The sequence below is a fragment of the Coleofasciculus sp. G2-EDA-02 genome (genome assembly GCF_040226375.1).
GTDB lineage: Bacteria > Cyanobacteriota > Cyanobacteriia > Cyanobacteriales > Coleofasciculaceae > Coleofasciculus.
This window is the reverse complement of sequence record NZ_JAVKEW010000243.1, coordinates 23772-47516: the sequence shown is the minus strand read 5'-3', so window position 1 is coordinate 47516 and position 23745 is coordinate 23772. Positions and strand designations below refer to the sequence as shown.

The 23745-nt window shown below is 45.8% G+C and carries 20 protein-coding genes; 6 read left to right on the top strand and 14 right to left on the bottom strand.

Annotated features, from left to right (window positions below; genetic code table 11):
* Nucleotides 1-120: 120 nt before the first annotated feature.
* The 5 genes from RLO19_RS28060 to RLO19_RS28040 all read right to left on the bottom strand — a co-directional run bounded on the left by RLO19_RS28060 (nt 121) and on the right by RLO19_RS28040 (nt 5978).
* Nucleotides 121-1140 carry an aldo/keto reductase gene (locus RLO19_RS28060; protein WP_446360651.1) on the bottom strand — a complete coding sequence of 340 codons (1020 nt, stop codon included), beginning with the start codon at nt 1138-1140 and terminating at the stop codon, nt 121-123.
* A gap of 807 nt (nt 1141-1947) precedes the next feature.
* Nucleotides 1948-2841, bottom strand: a complete 894-nt coding sequence (locus tag RLO19_RS28055; protein ID WP_446360650.1) for a succinate--CoA ligase subunit alpha — start codon at nt 2839-2841, stop codon at nt 1948-1950.
* A gap of 225 nt (nt 2842-3066) precedes the next feature.
* Nucleotides 3067-3201: a hypothetical protein gene (locus RLO19_RS28050; RefSeq protein WP_446339582.1), complete on the bottom strand. Its 135-nt coding sequence runs from the start codon at nt 3199-3201 to the stop codon at nt 3067-3069.
* Nucleotides 3185-4462 carry an RNA-guided endonuclease IscB gene (iscB, locus tag RLO19_RS28045; protein ID WP_446360649.1) on the bottom strand — a complete coding sequence of 426 codons (1278 nt, stop codon included), beginning with the start codon at nt 4460-4462 and terminating at the stop codon, nt 3185-3187. Before iscB ends, RLO19_RS28050 begins: the two co-directional genes overlap by 17 nt.
* Before the next feature lie 262 nt (nt 4463-4724).
* Entirely contained in the window at nt 4725-5978 is a 1254-nt protein-coding gene (locus RLO19_RS28040; protein WP_446360648.1) for an ATP-grasp domain-containing protein, read from the bottom strand.
* A 284-nt stretch (nt 5979-6262) separates the two neighbouring features.
* On the opposite strand from RLO19_RS28040, the gene RLO19_RS28035 reads away from it, so the two are divergent.
* The 3 genes from RLO19_RS28035 to lysS all read left to right on the top strand — a co-directional run bounded on the left by RLO19_RS28035 (nt 6263) and on the right by lysS (nt 9281).
* Nucleotides 6263-6958, top strand: a complete 696-nt coding sequence (locus RLO19_RS28035; RefSeq protein WP_446360647.1) for a rhomboid family intramembrane serine protease — start codon at nt 6263-6265, stop codon at nt 6956-6958.
* Between the two features lie 33 nt (nt 6959-6991).
* Nucleotides 6992-7723, top strand: coding sequence for a rhomboid family intramembrane serine protease (locus tag RLO19_RS28030; protein ID WP_446360646.1), 732 nt, complete (start codon nt 6992-6994; stop codon nt 7721-7723).
* A 331-nt stretch (nt 7724-8054) separates the two neighbouring features.
* Nucleotides 8055-9281, top strand: coding sequence for a homocitrate synthase (lysS, locus tag RLO19_RS28025; RefSeq protein WP_446360645.1), 1227 nt, complete (start codon nt 8055-8057; stop codon nt 9279-9281).
* Here lysS and RLO19_RS28020 read toward each other — a convergent pair.
* The 8 genes from RLO19_RS28020 to RLO19_RS27985 all read right to left on the bottom strand — a co-directional run bounded on the left by RLO19_RS28020 (nt 9214) and on the right by RLO19_RS27985 (nt 19184).
* Nucleotides 9214-10425: an RNA-guided endonuclease InsQ/TnpB family protein gene (locus tag RLO19_RS28020; protein WP_446360644.1), complete on the bottom strand. Its 1212-nt coding sequence runs from the start codon at nt 10423-10425 to the stop codon at nt 9214-9216. The two genes, lysS and RLO19_RS28020, sit on opposite strands and share 68 nt — an antisense overlap.
* Before the next feature lie 75 nt (nt 10426-10500).
* Nucleotides 10501-11667, bottom strand: a complete 1167-nt coding sequence (locus RLO19_RS28015) for an AbrB family transcriptional regulator (protein ID WP_446360643.1) — start codon at nt 11665-11667, stop codon at nt 10501-10503.
* Nucleotides 11668-11873: 206 nt separating this feature from the next.
* Entirely contained in the window at nt 11874-14096 is a 2223-nt protein-coding gene (locus tag RLO19_RS28010) for a GumC family protein (protein ID WP_446360642.1), read from the bottom strand.
* Nucleotides 14097-14131: 35 nt separating this feature from the next.
* The gene (locus tag RLO19_RS28005; protein WP_446360641.1) at nt 14132-14320 is read right to left on the bottom strand and encodes a hypothetical protein; all 189 of its coding nucleotides are present in this window, start codon (nt 14318-14320) and stop codon (nt 14132-14134) included.
* A 34-nt stretch (nt 14321-14354) separates the two neighbouring features.
* Nucleotides 14355-15569 carry a polysaccharide biosynthesis/export family protein gene (locus RLO19_RS28000; protein ID WP_446360640.1) on the bottom strand — a complete coding sequence of 405 codons (1215 nt, stop codon included), beginning with the start codon at nt 15567-15569 and terminating at the stop codon, nt 14355-14357.
* A gap of 674 nt (nt 15570-16243) precedes the next feature.
* Nucleotides 16244-16957, bottom strand: coding sequence for a cyanoexosortase B system-associated protein (locus RLO19_RS27995; protein WP_446360639.1), 714 nt, complete (start codon nt 16955-16957; stop codon nt 16244-16246).
* A gap of 159 nt (nt 16958-17116) precedes the next feature.
* Entirely contained in the window at nt 17117-18010 is an 894-nt protein-coding gene (gene crtB / locus RLO19_RS27990; RefSeq protein ID WP_446360638.1) for a cyanoexosortase B, read from the bottom strand.
* A gap of 4 nt (nt 18011-18014) precedes the next feature.
* Entirely contained in the window at nt 18015-19184 is a 1170-nt protein-coding gene (locus RLO19_RS27985; RefSeq protein WP_446360637.1) for a DegT/DnrJ/EryC1/StrS family aminotransferase, read from the bottom strand.
* Between the two features lie 173 nt (nt 19185-19357).
* Here RLO19_RS27985 and RLO19_RS27980 point away from each other — a divergent pair, with 173 nt between their 5' ends.
* The 3 genes from RLO19_RS27980 (at nt 19358) to RLO19_RS27970 (ending at nt 21847) form a co-directional block, all read left to right on the top strand.
* Nucleotides 19358-19507 (top strand): hypothetical protein, encoded by a 150-nt coding sequence (locus RLO19_RS27980; protein ID WP_446360636.1) that lies wholly within the window; start codon nt 19358-19360, stop codon nt 19505-19507.
* Entirely contained in the window at nt 19497-20846 is a 1350-nt protein-coding gene (locus tag RLO19_RS27975) for a DUF1517 domain-containing protein (RefSeq protein WP_446360635.1), read from the top strand. Before RLO19_RS27980 ends, RLO19_RS27975 begins: the two co-directional genes overlap by 11 nt.
* A 92-nt stretch (nt 20847-20938) precedes the next feature.
* The gene (locus RLO19_RS27970; protein ID WP_446360634.1) at nt 20939-21847 is read left to right on the top strand and encodes an Rpn family recombination-promoting nuclease/putative transposase; all 909 of its coding nucleotides are present in this window, start codon (nt 20939-20941) and stop codon (nt 21845-21847) included.
* 94 nt (nt 21848-21941) lie between these two features.
* Here RLO19_RS27970 and RLO19_RS27965 read toward each other — a convergent pair whose 3' ends face one another.
* Nucleotides 21942-23438 (bottom strand): hypothetical protein, encoded by a 1497-nt coding sequence (locus RLO19_RS27965; protein ID WP_446360633.1) that lies wholly within the window; start codon nt 23436-23438, stop codon nt 21942-21944.
* Nucleotides 23439-23745 lie beyond the last annotated feature (307 nt).

Genomic DNA, 23745 nt, shown 5'->3' with positions numbered 1-23745 from the left:
AGCAACGTGCAAGATTGTCGGCTGACCTAAGCACAGTTAGTGGTCAAAAGAAGTGAAGACGTTCCGCCGGAATGTCTGTACAAAGTATGCCCTTGAGTGAAGCGAAGGGCATAGATATCTTTATCGCCGATATTCATCGCCACAATCTCCGACGATTTGATACAAGTCTTGCGACTTGACCAATACCGCTTCAATCTTCTCCTTATCCTTGGCATTGAGGGTCATGTTAAATACTCTGGCGTTATCTTCTATGTGTTCAGATATGCCTAACCTCGCACCAATAATTACACCCGCTACGGTTGGCTGATCGAGAATATACCGAACAGCTACGTTCGAGATACTCACCTTATATTGAGTTGCTATGTCCTGGAGTACGGTGAGCAATTCTTGAAATAAATTCCAACCGCCCCACCCATCAATCATGTTTTTATATTTTCTCAAGCTAGCCGTAGACAGTTCTGTCCAACCTGGTTCAGGTTTTCCTAAATATTTTTCTGATAACAAGCCACCGCAGACTGTGCCATAAGTGAAAAGTTTAATGTCATGGTCTTGACAAAACTGCTCCATTTTGACTTTAGGACGGCGGTCAACTAGGGAATACTGAACTTGATTGGAGAGGATTTTGATCCCGGCGTCGATGATAATTTTTAGGTGTTCGGTATCAAAATTGGTTAACGCCAGGTGCTTGATTTTGCCTTCTGCTTGCAGTTGTGCCATCTGCTTGAGGGCGTCCAGATAGTTGCGATCGCGGTAGTCCCACCAGTGAAATTGTATCAAGTCTAGGCTTTCAACTTCCATCCGTTGGCGAGAGCGATCAATATTTTTCTCAACCCATTGTCGAGTCATTGAACCCGGGCGTGGCACCCATTTGGTAAAAGCTTGTATATTCCCTAACGCCTCCTCACCGCGAGTAGCGACCAATTGACGCCTAAATTCGCCAATAAAATCTTCAGCCGGTCCGTAATGATCTGCCAGATCCCAGGTGGTAAAGCCAGCATCCAGATAACAAAACATGCTGGGGATAGCTTTTTTGGGATCAATGCGTCCATGAGCGCCAGATACTTGCCATAAACCATTTAAGATGCGACAGATGTTCAAGTCTGGGGTCAATTGCAATCGGCTTGATTCAGGTAAAGTCATGGGGAGGGGGTAAAAGGGTAAAAGAGTAGAAGGGTAATGCTTCCTGCCGAATAATTAAGGCTATATAAACGCAATATACAGCCGAACCTGATATTACGTGCTACCGTCGCTTATTTTCCCAAAAAAAGAGGTCGCTGATCAAGTTTGACTTGGATGCATGACCGTTTAGTTGAGGGGTCTGACCCCTATTTACGTTGCCGAACTTACCTATTAATCTTGAATAAGAGAAAAAAAAGAGCCTATAAGTGGCTCTCTCGATTATCAGGGTGCATCTACTTAACATAGTATAGCATTTTGGGGGTGAGGGGTGTCACCCCCAATTCAAATGATTTTTCGCCGCCACCGTGGTCAAGATCAAGTGACCTCCTCCTACACTAAATCTTGCGATTATAGTGTAGGCTCTATCATTTCTGACAAAAACAAGCAAGAAAGCTTCGACTTTATTTGTTAATTTTAGGGATATTGAATCCCGTAAAATTAAATTGGGAGAGTCCATGTATCCCAACGCTGACAGCAAGAGTACAGCGTGGGTCTTATAGCTCCCCCTCTCCCCCCACAAGAAGATAAAAAAGGAGAGCCCTATAGAATAGGCGACTCTCCCGATCATCAGGGTGCATATACATAACACAGTATAGCATCTTGGGGGTGGGGGGTGTCACCCCCTATTTTATTTTCTCGGTAAAATCATTAAGAAGCCCGTGCACTCCTGTCGGAAATCCCAACTTCTATCAGTTAGATGTTTGGGTTGGGTTCAAAATCCCCAAGCCATACTGGTACTGTTCCCGGTTGCCCGTTCTCCGTTTCTTTTTAATGATATTTGAGCGCCTTTTTCACCAAGTCGGGAATTTGGGAAGGATACTCAGCGACAGGTATATTTGCCTGTTTGAACGCCGCCACCTTATGTTGAGCCGTTGTCGTATTCGCGATCGGTCCGGATAGCTGAGCGGCGATAATGGCACTGGTATCCCCGACTTGTTTATCTTCAGGGGTATATTGTCCCGCAACATAGGCAATCACGGGTTTTTCTATGGCTTGAGCAATAAACTCTGCTGTTTGTTCTTCACTATCGCCCCCCGTCTGATCCACTAAGACAATGGCTTCTGTACGTTTATCCTGGGCGAGAATTTCCAGCCATTGGCGAAATGAGGAGGCAATAATGGCTTCACTACCGAGATTCACGGCAATGGATTGTCCAAGTTTAGCTTCAGTTAACGCCAAAGCCACTTCATAAGAGAGATTACTGACCCGGCTAATCACACCAATTGTACCAGGCTGATAAAATTCACACTCCTGAGTCCCCAGTAAAAGTTTTCCTGGCACAATAATCCCCGAGCTACTCGGTCCAACAATCAGGGTTTCCCTGGCTTTAGCTTTGGCTAACAAGTGAATCATATCCAGAGGTGGAATCCCGCCAGTCACTAGAATAATTGGCGACAATCCAGCGTCTATGGCTTCTAACGCTGCATCCAAGGCGCTGTAGGATTCGGCAAAAATGATCGTGGCGTCGCAATATCCAGCAACGGATAACGCCTCTTCTACGAGGTCAAAGACGGGAATACCATGCAATGTCTGACCCCCTTGACCTGCACTAACCCCAGCCACTAGATTTGTGCCATAAGCTTTCATTCTGGCGGCATAATAGGAACCAATAGGTTGGGTGATGCCCTGAACCAGGATTTTCATGTCTGGTGTGAATTTCATAAGCACTGGATACGGCAATGTAGTAGATGCGATTAACAAGGTCAAGGTTTAGCGCAAGCGATTAACTATAGGATACCGATAAGTACTGGTTATTTGTCATTCGTCATACTCGCTTCTCTCCCAGCAAGTTAAGTCTTATGTCGCACAATGATCACATTCAAAACTCTATCGGGGCGGGTTTAGTCACATTGGGGCGGAAAAAAACGATAATAGTAAAACCCGCCCCTACACACTCACCGAAAATAGGGGGTTTGGGGGACGAGTTGCCCCCGGCTTCAGACGTGGGGAGGAATAGTCCCCCAAGGCAGGCGAATCCCCCTCGATGGGGGTGAGACTGCCAGATTCAGAATGTATAGGCATAACCGTCTTTCCTATGAATAGGGTTACAATATTTGTGACTGACTCCTGCCACACGTCCGGCTTTGGTTGCAATATCAAAACTGCCAGAAGCACGACAAAGAACACGACCCACGTAGGAGCCGATTTTCTTGCCTGTCGTGACAGTGGCGGCAACAATATCGCCAGTCTGAAAGCCTTTGTGAACCTGAATCCGTGAGCGATGGCGGGATGGAAAACCATACTTGTCTGTACCGCACATCTGACGGGTTCCATGCCCTTTTGCTGCAATCAGCAACGGCTTCGAGGCTAGGAATAAGAGTGAATCAATCTGTCCAACACACGCAGCATCGAGCCAGTGAGTTTTGGGTAAATTTAATCGAGTCCGGTTGAACTTGGTTTGTCCCCCCGTCCCACTGCTGATGGGCAAGCCCGTTGCCTTGAGTGCGTTGAATAGCGCCCATCGGGTAGAGTTGACTGCTGCCGCATCTTTGAGCGGTGATTTTGCCTGTTTCAGAATGCGATTGAGCAGGTCAGGCTTGCCTGCTAGGAACTCTCGAATGTCCTGATTGCCTTTCGCTTGGTTGCAAGGATTGCAGGCAAGCGAAAGATTAGAAACTCGGTCAGAGCCGCCTTTTGAGCGAGGCTGGATATGCTCAATCTCTAGCGGTACATTCTCAACCCCACAGTAAGCGCATTTCCGGCTCCATTTCTCCAATAGATATTCCCTGACTTCGTAGCCTTGCAATTCTCCCTGCTGATACTGAACACCTGAAATCTCAGGGTTCTGCATCAGTTGCAGGTCAAACCGTACTAGCTCTTGAGCGATACTGCCAATTGGAGCTAGTCGGCAAAATCGGTTAACCCAGGTGAGAACTGTGTCAACCCGATGCTGCAAACTCGGAGGAAGGTAGCCATCAGGACGAGTCCGGTTCAGAAATCGCGCCTTACGATAGCGGGTTTTACGGTTTCGCCTTCCCCGCCTAAGTTGGCGACGAGACAGCAAGGCATCTTTAATCTGTTGTCCTCGATGTTGTAATTCGGCTCCAAAGATGACTTTGTTGCCTTGCTTGATTGCGATTCCAGATGTCTTAGAGCCAGGATCGAACTTGAGTTCCAGGTCTTGCACAGGTGCATCGGGACAAGCTTCTTTCAAGATAATCGCGAACGGATAACGACGGAATACCGATGCTTTGCCCTGATTGAGAAGGTGACGCGCTGTTCCTGGATGAACCGGATCTAGCGGTCGTTTGTTGGTATCAAGCACAAAAACGAAATTGGACATTGAAAGTCTCCGTAAAACGGGTAATGTTCGCTTCGCCAATGTTTTCAAGGCTTGTTCGGCTGGTTGCACTTTCTTAACCCATTACAAATGTTTAACAACCAGCGATAGGGCTACAAACTAGCGACGCATTTGTAGGTATCGTGACCTTGAAAATGTAGACCTCGAAAGTCTGAGGCTGGTCATGTTGTGGCTTGTATCCCGCTCGAAGAGTCGGGCAGTCTACAAGCCCCTGCCTAAAGGCATGGGGTTCATGACAACTATTTCAACGTGCCAGAGAAATCGCTTGTGCCACTGCCTGATCCAAGTTACCGATCCAGTGTACAGGGAGTGCCGCTAAACGGTCTTGGGTAATGTCTAGTTTGCCGTTGGCTAAGCGAATCACCAAGTGAGGTAACTCTGTCTTAGATACAGATTTCGGTGTGAGATGGCGGCGGCGATAATTGCGTGAGTCACGGGAGCGCGAATTTCCTGTTGTTGGTCTTTCGCCTCGCTCTACTTCACTGACGTTAGGAATATTACCACTTTTTGATAGTAGATAATTGGCGATTACCTCAGCCACGGCTTCACTAGCGGCTGCGTTGCTCAAAATATTTACTAAGACAACTTGGATGTTTTGAGTGTCCGTCAATTGCTGCAAGGCATTTTGTAACTGTTGTATAGGAGAGGCGGCGGACGGTACATCCCAACTGGCATAACCGTCTACAATTAAACAACTGGCTGGTTTCCCCTTGGCTTTGTACACTAAATCCAATGTGGCTGCGGCTAGACAAGGACTGTTACACAGAATACCAATATTCCCTTCACTATCCGTCCATTGTAGATCCGTCGGTTGGTCGGCGGGTTGGGGGGTGTGGGTGAGGCTTGATGACAGGTTTGCCAACTCAGATTGGCGTCCTAAAGCGTGATCGTTGACAGCAATTTTACCATCTAGCGCCATGACTTCACCGCTAGCACTGACGCCGAGGGGATTAATTTCCACTAAATCTAGGTCTTTTTGGATCAGAAGTTGATACATTTTCTGGACAATATCGCTGACTGATTCAATCAGGTGACCTTGAAGTCCCATTTTGAAGGCTAGACGCCGTGCGTAAAAGGGAGAAAAGTCTTCCTCTACTACCACTCGTTGCATCTGTGCCATTACCCCTTCGACATGGATACCACCTTGGCATGAACCCAACAGAACTGGACGTTTTAAGGCGTAGTCGAGGATCACCGCCAGATAAAATTCTTTTTCAGCATCATAGTGGGCTTCCGCTAGCAGCACCTTGGGATACTTACCGAGAATGGATAGATTAAAAATAGCTCGTGCAGTTGCGATCGCGTCAATTGTATTTTCCACTGTCCGGATACCACCGGCTCTACCCCGCCCGCCTTTGGGGACTTGGGATTTGAGAACCACGGGATAGGGAATATCTAACTGCTTGAGATCCCTGGGATGATCCATGCATTGAGAGGGTAAGACGGGAATGCCGATCTCACGGAATAAGGCTTTGGCTTGGTACTCTAGTAAGTCCATAAATTTAGATGTTCAGCTAAGGTGGTCTTCTTAAAGGGTAAGAACTCTTAGCCTTTTACGTTACAAAAAGCTGACTCCAACAGCCACTCATTCACCCTGATGGTTACTCAATCTGCCGGACGTGATTGAGATTGCCAATTAATATGATAAAGTGTTCCTATCAGTTTTGCTCAACAAATCCCTCTGTAGGGTATCGTCGGGATGGGCAGTCGGGCATCGTCGATAAAATGCAATTGGTATAATTTTACTCAAATACTGTTTTTTACGATTTTATAATTCATACTGTGTTCCCTATTAGTGATGATAATCCGACGCGCATTACTCCTTATGTAACCTACGCGCTCATTGGTGTTAATATTGCGGTTTTTATCCATCAGTTACTTTTAACACCGCCCCAGCTTAATACATTTTTTAACCTGTATGCTGTCGTTCCTAAAGAGTTAAGCGCTAGCTTTGAGGGGATTTCAATCAATCAACCGGTGCCAGAATGGTTTACCTTGATCAGCTCTCAGTTCCTCCATGGGGGTTTGTTGCATATTGGCGGCAATATGTTGTTTTTATGGATATTTGGCAACAATATTGAAGAGCGTCTGGGTCATATCAAGTACTTCATTTTTTACATTGCTTGTGGTATATTAGCAGCCTTGTCCCAGTGGTTTTTCTCCATGGAATCAGGGATTCCGTCTCTAGGGGCGAGTGGTGCGATCGCGGGAGTGATGGGCGCTTATATTCTCAAGTTTCCTACGGCTAAAATCAATACCTTAATCTTTTTAGGGTATTTCGTGACAACCATTCGATTACCTGCTGTTTTATACTTAGGCTTATGGTTTGTGCAACAAGCGTTTAGTAGTGTGGCGAGTGTCAGCGTGCCAACGGATGTGGGGACGGAAACGGGCGGAATTGCTTACTGGGCACATGCTGGCGGTTTTGTCTTTGGAGCCATCCTAGGTCCTTTATTTGGGTTGTTGTCTGAAGATTAAATAATTGTTGATTATTAATAAGGAAAGATAATTGTGGTTCCATTACGGGATGAAAATCCAGTCAAAATTATACCATACGTTACCTATGTTTTAATTGCGGCAAATGTATTGATTTTTATCTACGAGCTAACATTAAGTCCTCAAGAATTAGATGGATTTTTTCACCTCTTCGCCGTTGTCCCTAAAGAACTGACTGCGAGTTTTAACGGCATTACTGTGAATCAGCCAATACCAGAACCGCTGACGTTAATCACTGCACAGTTCCTCCATGCAGGGTTTACCCATGTGGGATTCAATATGTTGTTTCTCTGGATTTTTGGTAATAATATTGAAGAAGAACTGGGTCGGTTCAAGTTTTTGATATTTTATCTGATTTGTGGTGTATTAGCCAGTTTAGCCCAGTGGTTTTTCTCCGCCCAGTCTGGGATTCCGTCTCTGGGTGCCAGTGGTGCGATCGCGGGCGTGATGGGTGCTTATATTCTTAAGTTTCCCAATGCTAAAGTCGTCACATTAATTCCCCTCGGCTTCTTTTTCACCACCCTGAGATTACCAGCTGTATTTTTCCTGGGATTTTGGTTTTTGCAGCAAGCCTTTAATGGGTTAGCTATGTTAGAAGCCCCAGCGAATGTGGGGATGGAAAATGGTGGTATCGCTTACTGGGCGCACGCTGGTGGGTTTATCTTTGGCGCTATCCTCGGTCCTTTGTTAGGATTATTCTCTGAGGATACAAAGCCGTCGTTTTGGGACTCTCAGAATCTTTCTTGAACCCGAAGGTAACTAAAATTAGATAGAGGGGAGAGAATAGGGAAAACTCAATAACTGTGTTCACTCAATTTAATCGGATCGCCCTTTACTCACCCCCCCTGTTTTAGAAGGTGTTTATTAAGAGTTATGTGCTTTCCTTGACATGCTCCCCATGGTATGAAAATAAGCATATTTTAGTGACTTATACTCGATTAATTGTTAAATCTAGATAAAATTTTGCTGGATAATAAAGATTTAAAAATTATAAAATCAGTAGTTTAAGAGGCAATCCGGCACAGAAACCTCCGATAGTATAGGTGATGCAGTTGCCATCAACAAAGGGATGACATCGATGTCACTTAGTCACTTTTCAATTATAGAAACCACACTACGGGAAGGAGAACAATTTTGTGGGGCTAACTTTTCATCACAGGATAGAATAGAAATTGCCAGGGCGCTTGACCAGTTTGGAGTTGAATATATTGAAGTCACCTCTCCTTGTGCTTCACCTCAATCTCGTCAAGATTGTCAGTATTTGGCTCAATTGGGTTTACATGCCAAAGTGCTGACCCATATTCGCTGTCATTTAGAAGATGCTAAAATAGCTCTTGAGACAGGTATTAACGGGATTCATTTATTCTTTGGTACCTCCAGTTTTCTGCGCCAGTTTGGTCATGGAAAGAGTATAAATCAAATTGTTGATCGGGCAACGGAGGTGATTACCTTTATCCATGATCAAAGTCCTGAAACAGAAATACGCTTTTCGACAGAAGATTCATTTCGCAGCTTGCTTGGCGATTTACTCCAGGTTTATGGTGCTATCGATAAACTCGGCATGGTGAATCGTTTTGGTTTAGCGGATACTGTGGGTGTCGCGACTCCTAATCAAGTCTTTAATCTAGTACAGACACTGCGCCAACATACAAGTACCGATATTGAATTCCATGGTCATAATGACACAGGTTGTGCGATCGCGAATAGCTACGCCGCCCTAGAAGCAGGTGCAACTCATATCGATACTACAGTATTGGGAATTGGGGAACGCAATGGAATCACCCCCCTCGCTGGATTCATCGCCCGTCTCTATACTGTTAATCCCGAACAATTGCAGTGGAAATATCGCCTACCCCAACTTGTAGCACTGCATCAACTTGTCGCCGATAAAGTGGGTATGGCAATTCCGGCAAACCATTATATTATCGGTTCAGCCGCATTTAACCATAAAGCGGGGATTCATGCTAAAGCGATGTTAAATAATCCCCAAACTTATGAAGCCATTGATCCCAGTGATTTTGGACTATCCCGTTCCTTTTTAATTAATCATAAACTAACGGGTCGTCATGCTATTGCTAATCGCGCCAGTCAACTGGGATTAGACTTTGATCTATTCCAGATTCAGGCAATTACTCAGACCATTAAAGCATTAGCTGATCAACAACAACTCACTCTAGAGACTGTCGATGAGATCTTGCGCTCTACTTTCCCACTTCAACCTATTGACACTCCCAGCCCTATAAATGCGGGGATTCTTCGTTCACAGATCCGGCTTGCTTTAACAGGATTTCTCCAATCAAAGTAGAGGTCGAATCTCCAGAAGCGTTCGGATTTAAAATCCAAGTTCCGACATGCCCTGCCGTACTTAAGGCTAATTTCAGAATATTAATGGCGGCGTTCCAATCCCGATCCAAAATACATCCACATCGACAGATATGAGTTCTGGTAGACAAGGATTTTTTAACTACCGTGCCACAATCGGAACATTCCTGGGAAGTGTAGGCAGGATTAACCGCGATGGTTATTTTGCCAAATTTTACCCCAAAATATTCCAGCCATTTTCTGAATTGATACCAACCTGCATCATTAATCGATTTGGCTAAACAATAATTTCTAACTAAATTTCTAACCCTCAAATCTTCATAAGCGACCAAATCATTAGATTGGATTACGCAACGCGCCACTCTTTTGGCGTGTTCTTCACGCTGCCTACTTATTTTGAGGTGAAATCGCCCTAATCGATTAATGGCTTTCTTTCGGTTGGTCGAGCCTTTCTCTTTGCGCGAAACTCGTCTTTGAAGAAATCTTAGACGTTTTTCACCTTCCCGGTAAAATCGGGGGTTGGGTTCAATGTAGCCATTGCTATCAGTATAGAACTCTTTGAGTCCTACATCTAAACCAATGGCTTTTCCTGTCGGCTGACTTTCTATTTTGTTTTCAGCGTTAACCAAAAATTGTACATAGTAGCCATCAGCGCGACGGACTAACCGCACCCGCTTTATCTGATCGAGTTGATAGAAGTTTAAGTCCCACGTCCCTTTGAGCTTAAGCTTGCCAATTCCCTTTTTGTCCGTGAAGGTTATTTGTTTGCGAGTTCCAGAAAGCTTCCAACCGCTAGTTTTGTATTCAACTGAGCGACAGTTTTTCTTAAACTTCGGATAACCCTTTTTTCCCGCAATAGCTTTTTTGCAGTTACTGTAAAACCGAGCAATTGACGAATAGGCTCTGTCTACAGCCGTTTGGCAAGCATGGCTATTTAAGTCCTTGACAAAAGAAAACTCAGCTCTTAGAGCCGTGTTATAGCGATACAAGTCTTTTTGTCCAACGCCTCGGTTATCCATCCAGTAACGGATGCATTTGTTGCGGACAAATTGAGCGGTTTGAATCGCTTCATCGATGGCTGAGTATTGAGTTGTCTTTCCTTTGGCTTTGAACTCAAAGACCAGCATTTGATGTGGAACAACTCGACCTCAAAATTATAACACAGAAAAAGTCGTCCTGGAAGGACGAGGAGCCTGAACCCATTATTTCCGGTCATCCGAAGGTTTGGCACCCTTGACCAAAAATGCCACTAACCATGGTGCAATCATAATAATACCTAACATCCGAGTTAATTGCATGGCTAATACCAATCCAGTGTCACCTCCCAACTGCATTACAGTAGCAACCATTGCCTCAATTCCTCCGGGTGTGAATCCTAAAATAGCCGTTGACATATCCACATCGGTGATCAAATGAAACCCATAACCAATACCCAAACACATTAAGATTAACCCGATAACTAGCACGATTTCAATTAAGACAGCTTTGAAGAGTTTACGGGCGGTTTGCCAGTCAAACTGTACGCCAATGGATAATCCAATCAGCAATAGTGCGCCAGCGAATACGGGTTGAGGCATTTGCATTTTATCCGGCAATCCCCAAAACGCCGCTAGCCCCACCAGAAAGGGACCGAAAAATCCAGGAGAAGGTAGACGAAATCGCTTTCCTGTCCAGAATCCCACGATACCACACCCGACTAGAATTAAAAGGTTCCACGCCATGGGTAAAGTTGTCACGTTACTGGTGGTGACGACAGTAGCGGTGACTGATGTATCTGGGGTGGCGGGCACCAACAGAGTCGCAGCGCTAGGAATGATTAAAACAACGAGTAAGAGTCGGATATATTGGAGCAGGGCAACAGCGAGTGCATCCGCTCCCATCTCTTCGCTCATGACAACGATACTGGACGATGCACCTGGTATAAATCCTAGTAAACTTGTGGTGCGATCAATCCCAGCCCAACGACTTAAAAGATACCCATTAAATAGACTCAAACTCCCCGTGAGAAAAACACAGAGTAACAAGGGTACGGCGTAGGTTGTTGCTACACTAATGGTTTCTGGAGAAAAGCGAGTGGCTGTAACTAAACCCACAACCACTTGTCCGATGAGTTTAAAACTTGAAGGTAATGGTTGACGGCATCCTTGGCTAATCGCATAGGCGATTCCCACCAGCATCGGACCGAGTAGCCAACCGACGGGGACATTCAACCAGCTAAAGAGTAAGCCAACACCAATCGCTGTGATGATCTGCTGTGTAATTCTTTTGCTCTGAGGCAAATTGTCAACGAGTTTCTCTCTCCAATGGGAAAGACGGTTTTGATTGGGTATCGATGGGGATTCCGGTAATGAGGAGAGTTGCAAAACCACAGAGATTAATGGAGTATAAAAAACTTAACATTTCTATTCTATCATCTGTATTAATGAGGGTGCAGGGTATGGAGGGTAGGGTATTTGCGGTAGAGTGTCGGGTGTCGAGTGTAGTGGCGTGACACAGCTTATTTGATGAATTAGAATTACGCCCGGAAACCGTAGGGGCGCATGGCGTGCGCCCCTACCAAGGTGAAAAAGGATAATTAAGACCTTGTCGCACCTGTCGGAATTGGCTCCTCTTGTTCTTCCAATTCTTCATCTTCAAAGGTATCTTCGTCTTCGTCTTCATACTCCAGTTCAATATCCTCCTCAACCTCGGTAGCGCTGACTGGAATCGACGTATCTGCACTGTTGATAATTGCGCCCAATAGGGGTGATGGTTCAGCTTCAGTTAATTCTTGAGCTGCCAGATTCAGGATTGATTTCTCACTGTAACCCGGTCGGGTGACGAGTACCATACCATCGGCTAGGGGTTCGAGTAACAGGGTATCATTGGACAGGGAGAGTGCCGGACTATCAATAACTACAAAGTCGAAGCGATTGCGAGCATCAGTGATAAGCTGTTGGAATTCCCGTGATTCAAGGATCGCGGCTGCTTGTTTTTGGGGTCCTGGACTGGGTACGATATAGAGATTCTCAATATTCGGGGCTAACTGAATGCAAGCACTCTTAGACCCGTAGTAAGGTAAGGGTTGGGTCTTCGCTTCCGGTTCAGGGGTGACTTGGTGGAAATGAGCTTGGGAAGATGAGCGCAAATCGGCTTCAATTAAAAGGGTACGCTTACCCGCATGAGCTGACGCGATCGCTAAATTATAAGCTGTGGTGGTTTTTCCTTCTCCGTTAACCGTGCTGGCGATTAATACCACCTTCAAGGATTTATTCTCCCCACTACAGAGCTTACTCCGGAACCGTTCGTACACCTCTAAATAGGGTGAACTTGACTTAAGTAAAATACCCGTTTGTCCCAAATCGGGGTCGATGCTCATCACCACAGGCAATTCTGCCAAGACAGGGACATCATGTTGTGCCAGCAATTGCTGGATTTCTTTCGCCGCATAGAGTTTGCTATCCAAGATAGCCAGGATCAGAATCACACCGCTAGCCGCAATTAAGCCGACAAAAGTTCCCCCAGCGAGGATGACAATCGGATTGGTTGATTCTTTCCCACCTTTCTTCTGGACAGTAGGAGGCTGAGCAACACTGAGATAGCTCACGGTTTCTGCGTCGGCGGCTTTGGCATCAATGAGTGATGCCTGTAATCTGTTATAGAAGTCTTGTTTGAGCTGAAATTGCTGCGTCAAGCGCACCTGCTCAAGTTGTTTGGTGGGAATCTGTTGGTATTCCTGAAGCAGTTCCTGTCCAATTCTATTCGTAGTTTCTAGTTGATCTTGCAGGGTATCACGTTGAGTCGATAATGATACCAATGTATCGGCTAATTGTTTCCGGGCGGGGTCAAGGCTGCTATCCGCTCGGATTTGCGGGGGGGTTAAAGCTTCACCCAAGCCGTTCCCTTGAACAATCTCAGCCGCTCGCTGTCCCAGCATTGCTTCATAAGTCCTTTGCTGTCGCTGTAACTCTTGGACATTGGGATGTTGGTCTCTATACCCTTGACTTGTGAGCAGTTTTATCTGGGTTTCAATTTGTTGCAGTTGTCCGCGTAAGCCAGCGATGGTGGGGTCAGCGCTGAGCGCTGAGTTGGTATAAGCTTGGTCAGCCGTCAAACCTAACCGACTTTGCAAACTAGCCATCTGACTCTCAATTCCTTCGAGAGTCTGTTGCAGTTGGCGTTGCTGTTGTTTGTTTGCACTAATTTGTGCTAGCAAGCTGTTATCTTCAGCTAAGGCTAAGGCGGCGCCCTCAATCCGGTTAAAGGTTTCTAGTTCTTCTTGTGCTTGTTTTAGTTCGTTTTCCGCCTCGGCTGAGCGTTTTTCAATGGAGTCAATAATCGCTTGCAGTCGTTTGCTATTAATCAAACGACTTTGCTCGATCATTTTCTGCATCAGCACTTCTACCGTTTTACCAGCTTGTTCGGGATCGTCATCCTTGTAGAATACTCCTATTATTGATGGAATCGCGGCTTCTTTGTCCCCTCCAGACGTGTCGAACTTCAAGTCTACATTATCGAAGATCTTTTTAGGCTCAGAACGCACAGCTATTGCTGTGGCTTTAATTACATTTTCCTCTAAAAGATTCTCCTTTGTCAGTTGCAACCCCTGCTGCTGAATTTGGGTTCCGGTTTCCGAAAAGGTTCTCACCGGAGGCGTCACTGACAAAACTCCAACGGCTTCGTAAGAAATTGCACTAGGGGGAGAGGGCATAATTGCCACAATGGCTGATCCGCCAGTAATTAGAGCAAAAACACCTATGCCAATGAATTTATAGCGATCAAGGGCGATTAAATAGCGTTTAATTAAGGGGATAGTCATAGTAATTTCACACTAACGAGTCGTGCAGGCGGAGTCTAGGAGGGGGTGAATGAATGGAGGTATACTAAATTGAGGCAACTTATATCAAAGGGTCTGTGCTTGTATTCTAGCTCAGCACCTCTGTAGGATGATAGGGGAAAGGATGCGATCGCACAGCACGTTATACCCAGTTGCGCCTCATAGAAGTTGACGAAGGACGCTCCCCCTGCTCCCAGACGTTGCATGCAACGTCTCTACAACCCCTTTATTCAGCAAGCCCTAATTATCATTATCCCCTGAGCCAAAAACATCCCCTACATTCTCAAAAAAGTTACGAAATCCGAGAAAATCGCTAAAGGGTCGAGTCACTAAACGCAAAGCATAGGTAACCTTGGCGATAAGGCTACGACCGACAACAATAACATCTTCATTCTGCAAGGGGACATTTTGCGCCAAATCACCCATGAGAACAGCTCTCCCATTAATGCGCTGTGTTACTACCTTCCCCTGTTCGGGATCAAAACGCATTAAGGCAATTTCACTTAAGTTCGCATCCTCCAAACTCGGCGCCAATGAGGTCAACGCATCAATAAAATTACTCCCATTGGGCAAATTCAGGTTGCCAATTCGACCATTGGGATAACTCAAGACTCGCAACGTAATTTGTGGTGTCGCTAGAGTCGAGCGAGAGGCGAGAGAGCGGTCATAATCGGTAATTGTACCAGTTTCTAATTCCAATACAACGACAGAATCCCCATCCCGCAGACGCACATCTGGTAAGGATGTAGCATTTTGCAGAGGTGTAAATAAGTCAATCTGTTGTTCAATAATCGAATTATCCACAGGAGAACGCCGACGCACGATGATAGTACGCAAGTCAGCTAGATTCGTTGTCCCGCCAGCCACTTGCAGAGCCGAAGTAAGCTGGGAACCGGGCGCTAGGGAGTAATAACCGGGTCGAGTTACTTCACCCGCAATCGTCACCGTGGCGGGACGCAATCCGGCTAGAACCACGGTAACATCTGGGTCAACTACAAATTCACTAAAGGCGGCGGCTAGTTTATTTTGGACTTGGTCGGGAGTAAGTCCGAGTACGTTAATTTTACCGACTAAGGGAACTAATATATTCCCTTGTAAATCAATTGTGCCGGAAAAATTTAGGTCAGGAAAACGTTCTACTGTAACCGCGATGGAATCACCAATACCGAGAACATACTCATTAAATTGAGTAGTAGGTACTCTTTGAGGCGATTCTTCTGGGTAACCCAGGGGTGGCGGTGGGGCAAAGGGATTAGGAACATTAATATTTACTCCCTCTGTCGGACTATTGATTTCTGGTGGAGGTGGCAATGTGGGGATTTGAGCCTGTTCTCTTTGAGTCGTTGGTACTGAGGTTTCTGCTATTCTCAAAGACGTTGCCCAAGCGATTGAATTAATTTGTCCTAACCAGCCAATTGCTATTAATGTGCCGATAGTATAATTAACTTTATTCAAAATTATTCCCTCCAGTGACTCATAGTCTCGTTCCCAGGCTCTGCCTGGGAATGCTCCTCTTGAGGCTCTGCCTCGTTTGAGTAACAGCTTCTTTTTTTCGCCTATCTTTATTGGGCTATTGACCTAATAATACAAGTTGGGTTAAACCTTGCTCAGGGCGGGTTTAGTCACATTTAGGTGCTTTCCTAAATGATACTCGTCCAACCCGCCCCTACACAGGGTTGGGTTAAACCTTGGTTCGGGCGGGTTTAGTCACATCTAGGTGCTTTCCTAAATGATAGTTGTGAAACCCGCCCCTACACAGGGTTGGGTTAAACCATGGTTCGGGCGGGGGTAGTCACAAGTCGGTGCTTTCCTAAATGATAGTTGTGAAACCCGCCCCAACACAGGGTTGGGTTAAACATTAGTTCGGGCTGGGTTAGTTACATCTAGGTGCTTTCCTAAAAGATAGTAGTCAAACCCGCCCCTACACAGGGTTGGGTTAAACCTTCGTTCGGGCGGGTTTAGTTACATCTAGGTGCTTTCCTAAATGATAGTTGTGAAACCCGCCCCTACACAGGGTTGGGTTAAACCTTGGTTCGGGCGGGTTTAGTCACATTTAGGTGCTTTCCTAAATGATAGTTGTGAAACCCGCCCCTACACAGGCGCCAGGTTCCCTCGAATGTCGTGAAAGGTCAAGACTTATCTTCTCCCGCCAAGGCTTTTGTCATCAACGTCTTTTGCACGGTTTGACTGAGAGATTCAGCTATCGGTTTGGCGTCTGCCAAATCCCCTAACGGTTCCATCGGAATCTGGATAGAAACCGCTACCCATGGTACTCGCTGACGCTTTAACTGGGCAATTTGGTCAACCCAAAACCATTGACGGGTAGCTGGATGACCCCCTGTCGCCCAAGCGTACCACTGAACAACGGCGAAGGTTTGCTGTTGAGTCCAAGCGCGAAAGAGACGGGCATTAACTTGCGCCTGCTCGGATTTCGTTTCGACGGTAAAGTTTAAGCGTTGATGGGAATCTGTCTTCCATTGAAAGACACCATTAATATCCACCCATTCAACCTGAGGTTGATCAATCGGACCATTGGGAGGACGTAATAGTAGTAATACAGGTTTATCTAAGTCTCCCTTAATTTCCTGATAGGACCATTTATGCCCCCCTAAGGTTACAGTTTTTTGCTCTAGGGTTTCCCAGCCCGGAATTTCTAGCCCCTCAATTTGCAGCACTTTGATGCTACTGAAATTGGCAAATCTCGGTGGCTCAATCCACGACCAGTTGCCTGTCAAATAACTCGGTACTGCACCGATCGCGACAATGACCAACAATAACAGTAACACGATCGCGCGGTTGAATCCCAGGCGTTTAATCACCTGGCGCAGTCTTGAGGATTTCATCAGATTTGCCTTCATGGGCGCAAGAGTTTTGAGTGTTCCGGACGTGTCATGGCGCGTCTTTAATTTTGTGTAGGGGCGGGTTTAGGGATTTTAGGCTTGGCTATTGATGGTAACGTTTGTACAAAACCCGCCCGGACTAAATACAAAGGTTTTTTAATCTCACTCAGATACAGAATCAGGGGTTTGAGGTTCGGTATCAACAGAACGCTCAATGACTTTCAGCAAAATCACCAACATTACTAACATTCCCGCCGAATATAGATCCCCGCCCCAACTTTCATGCAGCCAATGGAATGCTCCGTCCATGCCGGTGCCATGGAAGAATGTGAGTAGAGTATTGCGAATGATATTACCAATCACGCTAACCAACACCGCACCAATTAGTAATAATGTGGTCTTCTGTCGCGATGCCCACGCCCCACTCCAGTACAGCAGCATTAAACTTACATATAAACTGGTAAACAGCATCTTTAAGCCGGCACAGTGAGGGGCGACTTCGACAATTCGTCCGCCGACAAATAAGTTAATGCCAACGACATTAACATCAATGCCAAATTGAATCAAAATAAAGCCCGCAACTCCAGCAATAAAGCTCTGTAGGGGTAAGGCGTAGGGTTCGATTAGGTAAGGAAATGCAGTTGGTGTTGCTAGAATTACCAAGAGTAGGGGAAAACTTTGTAAGCGTAAACCAGGAATGCCTTTAAACCATAAACAAAGTCCAGCTAAAACCGTGGGAAAGGAAATATTAACCAGTTCCGATTGACCCGACAGATAAAAGACACCACCGACGGCGAGTAATCCTAACCCGACATAATTCGATTTATCCGGTATCATTTGCCACTCCTGGCGGTGAGTCCAGGCGATGTAGGCAGCAAAAGGCAGTCCGATTAAACCGTGGCTAAAGTATTCATGCTCAATACTAATACTTTTATTCAGCCAGCCATCGTACCAGTGGATTAATAGGGGCGCATAGAGGATAATCAATAACGCCGCGATCGCACCATCCCACAGGTGACGGTCAATAGCAATGGGAATCTTTCGTCCAAGTTCCATGATCTTACCCCGAAATTACAGCCGCCGGATGCGGTTCAAACAAGCTATTTAGGCAATCAACCACTCGCTCTATTTGAGCGTTACTTATTCCAGGATACATAGGCAATGATAAAATTTCCTGGCACAGAGTTTCGGCATGGGGGAAATCACCCGCTTGATAGCCCAAAGTGTGATAAGCGGGTTGCAGATGGCAAGGGAGGGGGTAGTGGATACCCGTTTGAATCCCGGCTGCATTGAGTTTATCTTGCACGATTTGGCGATTCAGGGAACAGGCGGCGGTAATCCGAATCACGTACAGATGATATACATGACCTGTACCGCTTTGGTTTTGGATGGGGATAATCCCTTTTTCGGCTAGGGGTGCTAATAATTTGTCATAGTAGTGGGCGGCGACGTTGCGAGATTGGTTCCATTGGGGTAGGTGGGGTAACTTGGCGTTGAGAACCGCCGCTTGGATGGAATCTAAGCGACTGTTTTTGCCCAGTTCTGAGTGATAATATTTACGGGGTGCGCCATAATTCCGCAGCGATCGCAAGGTCTGATAGATATCGGGATCACTCGTCAATATGATTCCGCCATCGCCAAAGCAGCCTAAATTCTTACTCGGATAAAAGCTAAAGCCGGCGCCAATACCCACCGAACCCGCCCGATATCCGTCCCGTTGGGCTAAATGGGCTTGGGCGGCGTCTTCAAATAGTAACAGGTTGTGGGTATTGGTAAAGTCTAGTGACTGCTGAGGCGATACCATCTGACCATAGAGGTGAACCGGTATAATTGCCTTGGTTTTGGGGGTAATTGCTTTTTGCGCCGCATTCAGGTCAATCAGGGCGGTGTTTGGGTCACAATCAACTAAGACGGGTGTCGCCTTTGCCTGAAGTACACCAATGAGAGTGGCGATAAACGTATTGGCAGGAACAATAACTTCGTCACCGACACCAATCCCATTTGCCTGTAATCCTAGCGCGATCGCATCTGTCCCGGAAGCGACACCGACACCATAGTCTACACCAGACGCCGCCGCAAATGCCACTTCTAACTCCGCTAAGGCTTGACCTAAAACGAAATCGCCGCGCTGGATAACTGTCTGAATCCCTTGTTCAATGTCCGCTTGAATCGGCTGGTGTTGCAGCGTCAAATCAACAAAGGGAATGGTTTCTGGGGGTGGGGGGTTCATGAATATACTACGAAAGAATAGGAGTTTGCTACAGTTAGATTATTTTATCCCTTATTTAATTTATGCCCGATAAGGCGCTAATGCCTAGCCCAGAACTATCAAGTTTTGGTAAAGTTTCCGGTTAACCTACGTTTGGTAGCAAAGCTGTAGGGGCGGGTTTTACCGATAAGATTTTGACATTAACCGATAACTTAACTAAACCCGCTCTTCTCTACCATGATGGCGATGAAACGATGAATGATGTTCACCAAAAAGCTACAATTGTAGCTAGGAGAGTAGCATCGGGAGAATCTCATGAATCGGCTACCACGTATGAACTTTAAGACCTTATTTGCCACTGCTCTTTGTTTGAGCCTAATTAACAGTGTAGACCTAGAGGTATCGCGCGATCGCATCAGCGCATCAATTGATATACGTCACGACGCCTACGCTAGAAGCAGTGGGGGACGCAGCGGTGGCGGTTCCTTTAGTCGCGGTTCCTCCTCACGTTCGGGTTCCAGCAGTAGCAGCCGTTCATCTTCCCCTCCATCATCGTCGAGAACATCTCCATCTCAATCTAATCCTACCAATAGAGGAACAACCGGGGGACGAGCTAGTGGCGGGACATTAGAGAAACCCACATCTCCAACTCCGACTCAAACCAAACCCCATCAACCGAGTCCCTCATCAACCCATCCCAGTCGCATCCCTCACCCGACTTATAGACAAGGTGGACATAGTTCGGTGGAACTCGAAATTGAAATTGAAAATGACGATGACGATTTCCAGAATTATCCGCCAACATCCTATCCCGGGACAACTTATTCAGCACCGCCTCCACAACCCAATCAAACCCTTCCCAATTCAGCACTCCCCGCACAACCCAGTCAAAGCCTGACCAATCCGGGATCAACTAATAGTACAACTCCACCGCCAGCTACCGCGCCAGCAACAAATCCAACTCAAGCGGTGAACTCCACGAAATCAGCCAACTCTTTACCCGTCTTGATCATTTTACTCTTTTTTGGGGTCGGTATTTTCCTGGTGATTTATCTGCTAATCAGGTTAATTTTGTCTCTCCTAAAACGCCAAAAAGCCGCCACCAATGAACTAGAAAATGATATTGTTACGGTGAGTAAATTACAAGTCGCTTTATTTGCTCACACCCCCAACTTGCAATCAGAGTTATCGGAACTCGCCTTAACTGTCGATACAACGACTCCCGAAGGCTTACTCGAACTGCTACAAGAATCTGCGTTAGTCTTGCTACGTCATTCTGATACCTGGAGTCATGGATTAAGCAGTTCACAAAGCGTTAATGTCGAGGAAGCCAAAACACTATTTACCAAACTTTCGGTAGAAGAACGCAGCAAATTTAGTGCCGAAACCCTCAGTAATGTTGGCGGAAGAGTGCGGCAAAAAGTTCCGGTAATGCCCGATGCTCAGGAAGACCCAGCGGCTTATATTGTTGTGACGCTATTAGTGGGAACAGCAGATGATCACCCGTTGTTTGGCGACATTCGTTCAGCCGAAACCCTGAATCAGGCATTAAAAAAAGTGGCGTCAGTACGTCCTGACTATTTGATGACAGTGGAATTGCTGTGGAGTCCTCAGAGTCAAGATGATAGCCTAACTTATGATGAATTGTTGACGGAATATACAGATATGATTCAAATCATTTAATTAACAAAAATGCCTCCTCAAGAGGAAATGTAGAGACGTTTCATGCAACGTCTCTACTAACGCAGGGGAGCCTTATCAATGAGAAAAAAAACATGAAATTTATCAGTCCTAAAGTAGATTATGCATTTAAAAAAATATTTGGTTCTGACCAAAGCCAAGAAATACTGATTAGCTTTCTCAATGCCATTATTTATAGTAACAAAAACGTTATTCATTCTTTAACCATTCTCAATCCATACAATCCTGGTAAAATTCGAGAGTTAAAAGAGAGCTATTTGGACGTGAGAGCCATTTTGTATGACGGCTCGACTGTTATTATTGAAATGCAAGTATCCAGCACAAAAGCTTTTGATAAACGGGTCACGTACAACCTCGCTAAGACTTACGCAAATCAGTTAGGCGTTGGCGAAGGTTACTGGCTATTAAATCCAGTAATTGCTATAAATATTGCTGATTTTATCATGTTTCAAGAAACCCCTAAAGTTGTGACAAAGTTTATTTTCAAAGAAGAGGAAGAATCATTTAGGTATAAAGCCGTAGAATTACAACTCATTTTCATAGAATTACCGAAATTCAATAAAACCTTGTCTGAGTTAAACAGTTTGACGGACAAGTGGATTTATTTTATTAAAGAAGCAGCAACCTGGGAAAGCATTCCCGCCCCCTTAGCGGAAGTATCTGCAATAGAGAAAGCGCTAAATATCGCGAATCAAGCGAATCTCACCGTAGAAGAATTGGAGGAGTTGGAGCGGCGAGCAATAATGTTACAAGATGAAACAGGGCGAATCATTCAAGCTAAAGATGAAGGAATTCTACAGGGAAAGCTAGGAGTAGTAGTAACTTTACTCCAGCAGCGTTTTGGCGAAATTCCTAAAAACATTAGCCGCCAAATCGAAGGCTTGTCTGGGAAAAATTTAGAACGCTTAGTTCAGACAATTTTAAGCTTTAATAGTCTGGAGGATTTGTCGATTTGGTTAGAACAAGATACATCGGCGGAATAAGTTGGGAGACTGATAGTTGTCCTAATTTTTGGCTTTAGCCAACCTAATTGAACGTTACGTGTTTTTGCTAACCTTTTCCTACCCTCATCTCCTCTCAACGTTGATACCAAGGAATCTCAGACTTATCCGCCAAGAAACTCGCCACAGCCGCCGCACCATAGCGATTGAGATGACTCGGATCAGCAAAATACTGATTTTGATTTTTCCATTGCTCTGCTAAATCAACAAAAACAAACTCATTCTGAGCAGCCTTCTGCTGCATTCGCTGTCGAAACTGCCGTTCCCTCGTTAAACGCACCCCATCCAAATAATCTTCACTCAAAGGCAAATTAACAATTACCAAAGGAATCTGCTGCTGCGCTAAAAATGCCTGAATTGAATTCAACGCCACCGCCTGGGGACCGGCAAAGCTAAAGGGTTGATAATCCGCATCATAGCGCCCCGCCACACGGGGATTTTGCTGATAGTAAGTTTTCGGGTCAAATTTACTATCCATGGGCAAAAAGCCATTGGCATCCATCGCGATCGCACTGTATCCTGTAGTATTACGTGCCAGTGCTAGTCGTTGCGGTTGGCTTCCCCCTAACTGAGTTAAAAGTAACCGAGTCTCTGGGGTGGAGACGGGATTACTACTCGTCTCAAAGGAAACTCGGGTTAACCGCCAGCGTTGGGCCGTGTCATTAGCAGGTATAGTATTTCCCGGTTGTGTGGATTTATCCGAATCGGGACTCTGGGTAATTGATGCCGGAATCTCTTCACAAGTATCTGGGGTTTTAGTCGTCGATTCCGGTAGTTTGGGGCGATTTCCTGCCATTACCTGTTGATATCCAGCCGATGTTGCCAAACTATTGTAAGTTTTATCCGTTCGCCCACTATTAAACGCCCGCACGCCATCTGCCCAAATCACCAGGCGCGGGAGTTGTTCTGGGGTTAAAAGTTGTCGCAGTTGAAAATCAACTACTTGAGCCGTCGCCCCATTTACGCCAAAGTTGAAAATTTTTAAACCCCCTTTTCCGTAACGCGCCAGAACTTGTTGCAGTTGTTGGGGATCAACACCAACTAATGCCCGTGAACTGCCCACAATCAGGACATCTGGAGGACCTACGGCGGCGACATAAGAAAGATACAGCAGGAGTTGTTCTTCAAAGATGGGGTTATCAAAGCTGGCAAAGGGTAGAGGAGAGGTTTTTGTCGTCGCTTTTTGTTGGGCAACATCTAAGTTGTTTAGATATTCTGCCACCTTTTTCTGAGCAAACGCCCGTTTCGGACTATCCGGTGACACCGATTGCATCGCCTCAATCGCTTGAATCCACCCTAAGACAACCAAATCCCAATCTTGGGGCGATTGGGCAGATTGGGCAAGATTCGCCGCCCCCGTCGCTTTGTCAATTGCTTTGGTAAAGGGATCAACTTGGGATGCACAGGATGGGGAATTTTCCACCGCTAGAATGGATTCAGCCTGGGAGTCAGCTTGAGATGGGGAATGCTGACTCTCAGCCTTATCGGGGGGTAAATTTAAGGAACAGCCAGTTACCCCTACCAATAAGGCAGCGAGGGCGGTATAGGAATGTTTCCAGTAAAAATTAGCCATAAGGCGATCGCACTCTTGATTTCAACCTTGTGCTGAGAACCACACTCAGCCGGAATTTATAGCCAGATAGTTTTATCCTTTCTTCATTATGCTCAAAATCGGGAGTGCAATGCAGCAAATTTTCTTAATGTATCCACCAGTCTAGATTTTCTCCCTTTACCCCTACACAGGGGCGGGTTTAATGCCATCGGGGTGAGGTCCCAAATGATAGTAATGAAAGTGAACCCCTACACAGGGGCGGGTTTAATTCCATCGGGGTGAGGTATCAAATGATAGTAATGAAACCCGCCCCTACACAATCAAAACT

Bases quoted from the DNA above. Each gene is read 5' to 3' on its own strand.
- RLO19_RS28060 (WP_446360651.1), bottom strand. From the start codon at position 1,140: ATGACTTTACCTGAATCAAGCCGATTGCAATTGACCCCAGACTTGAAC.
- RLO19_RS28055 (WP_446360650.1), bottom strand. From the start codon at position 2,841: ATGAAATTCACACCAGACATGAAAATCCTGGTTCAGGGCATCACCCAA.
- RLO19_RS28050 (WP_446339582.1), bottom strand. From the start codon at position 3,201: ATGCCTATACATTCTGAATCTGGCAGTCTCACCCCCATCGAGGGGGAT.
- iscB (WP_446360649.1), bottom strand. From the start codon at position 4,462: ATGTCCAATTTCGTTTTTGTGCTTGATACCAACAAACGACCGCTAGAT.
- RLO19_RS28040 (WP_446360648.1), bottom strand. From the start codon at position 5,978: ATGGACTTACTAGAGTACCAAGCCAAAGCCTTATTCCGTGAGATCGGC.
- lysS (WP_446360645.1), top strand. From the start codon at position 8,055: ATGTCACTTAGTCACTTTTCAATTATAGAAACCACACTACGGGAAGGA.
- RLO19_RS28020 (WP_446360644.1), bottom strand. From the start codon at position 10,425: ATGCTGGTCTTTGAGTTCAAAGCCAAAGGAAAGACAACTCAATACTCA.
- RLO19_RS28010 (WP_446360642.1), bottom strand. From the start codon at position 14,096: ATGACTATCCCCTTAATTAAACGCTATTTAATCGCCCTTGATCGCTAT.
- RLO19_RS28005 (WP_446360641.1), bottom strand. From the start codon at position 14,320: ATGCAACGTCTGGGAGCAGGGGGAGCGTCCTTCGTCAACTTCTATGAG.
- RLO19_RS27995 (WP_446360639.1), bottom strand. From the start codon at position 16,957: ATGAAATCCTCAAGACTGCGCCAGGTGATTAAACGCCTGGGATTCAAC.
- crtB (WP_446360638.1), bottom strand. From the start codon at position 18,010: ATGGAACTTGGACGAAAGATTCCCATTGCTATTGACCGTCACCTGTGG.
- RLO19_RS27985 (WP_446360637.1), bottom strand. From the start codon at position 19,184: ATGAACCCCCCACCCCCAGAAACCATTCCCTTTGTTGATTTGACGCTG.
- RLO19_RS27975 (WP_446360635.1), top strand. From the start codon at position 19,497: ATGAACTTTAAGACCTTATTTGCCACTGCTCTTTGTTTGAGCCTAATT.
- RLO19_RS27970 (WP_446360634.1), top strand. From the start codon at position 20,939: ATGAAATTTATCAGTCCTAAAGTAGATTATGCATTTAAAAAAATATTT.
- RLO19_RS27965 (WP_446360633.1), bottom strand. From the start codon at position 23,438: ATGGCTAATTTTTACTGGAAACATTCCTATACCGCCCTCGCTGCCTTA.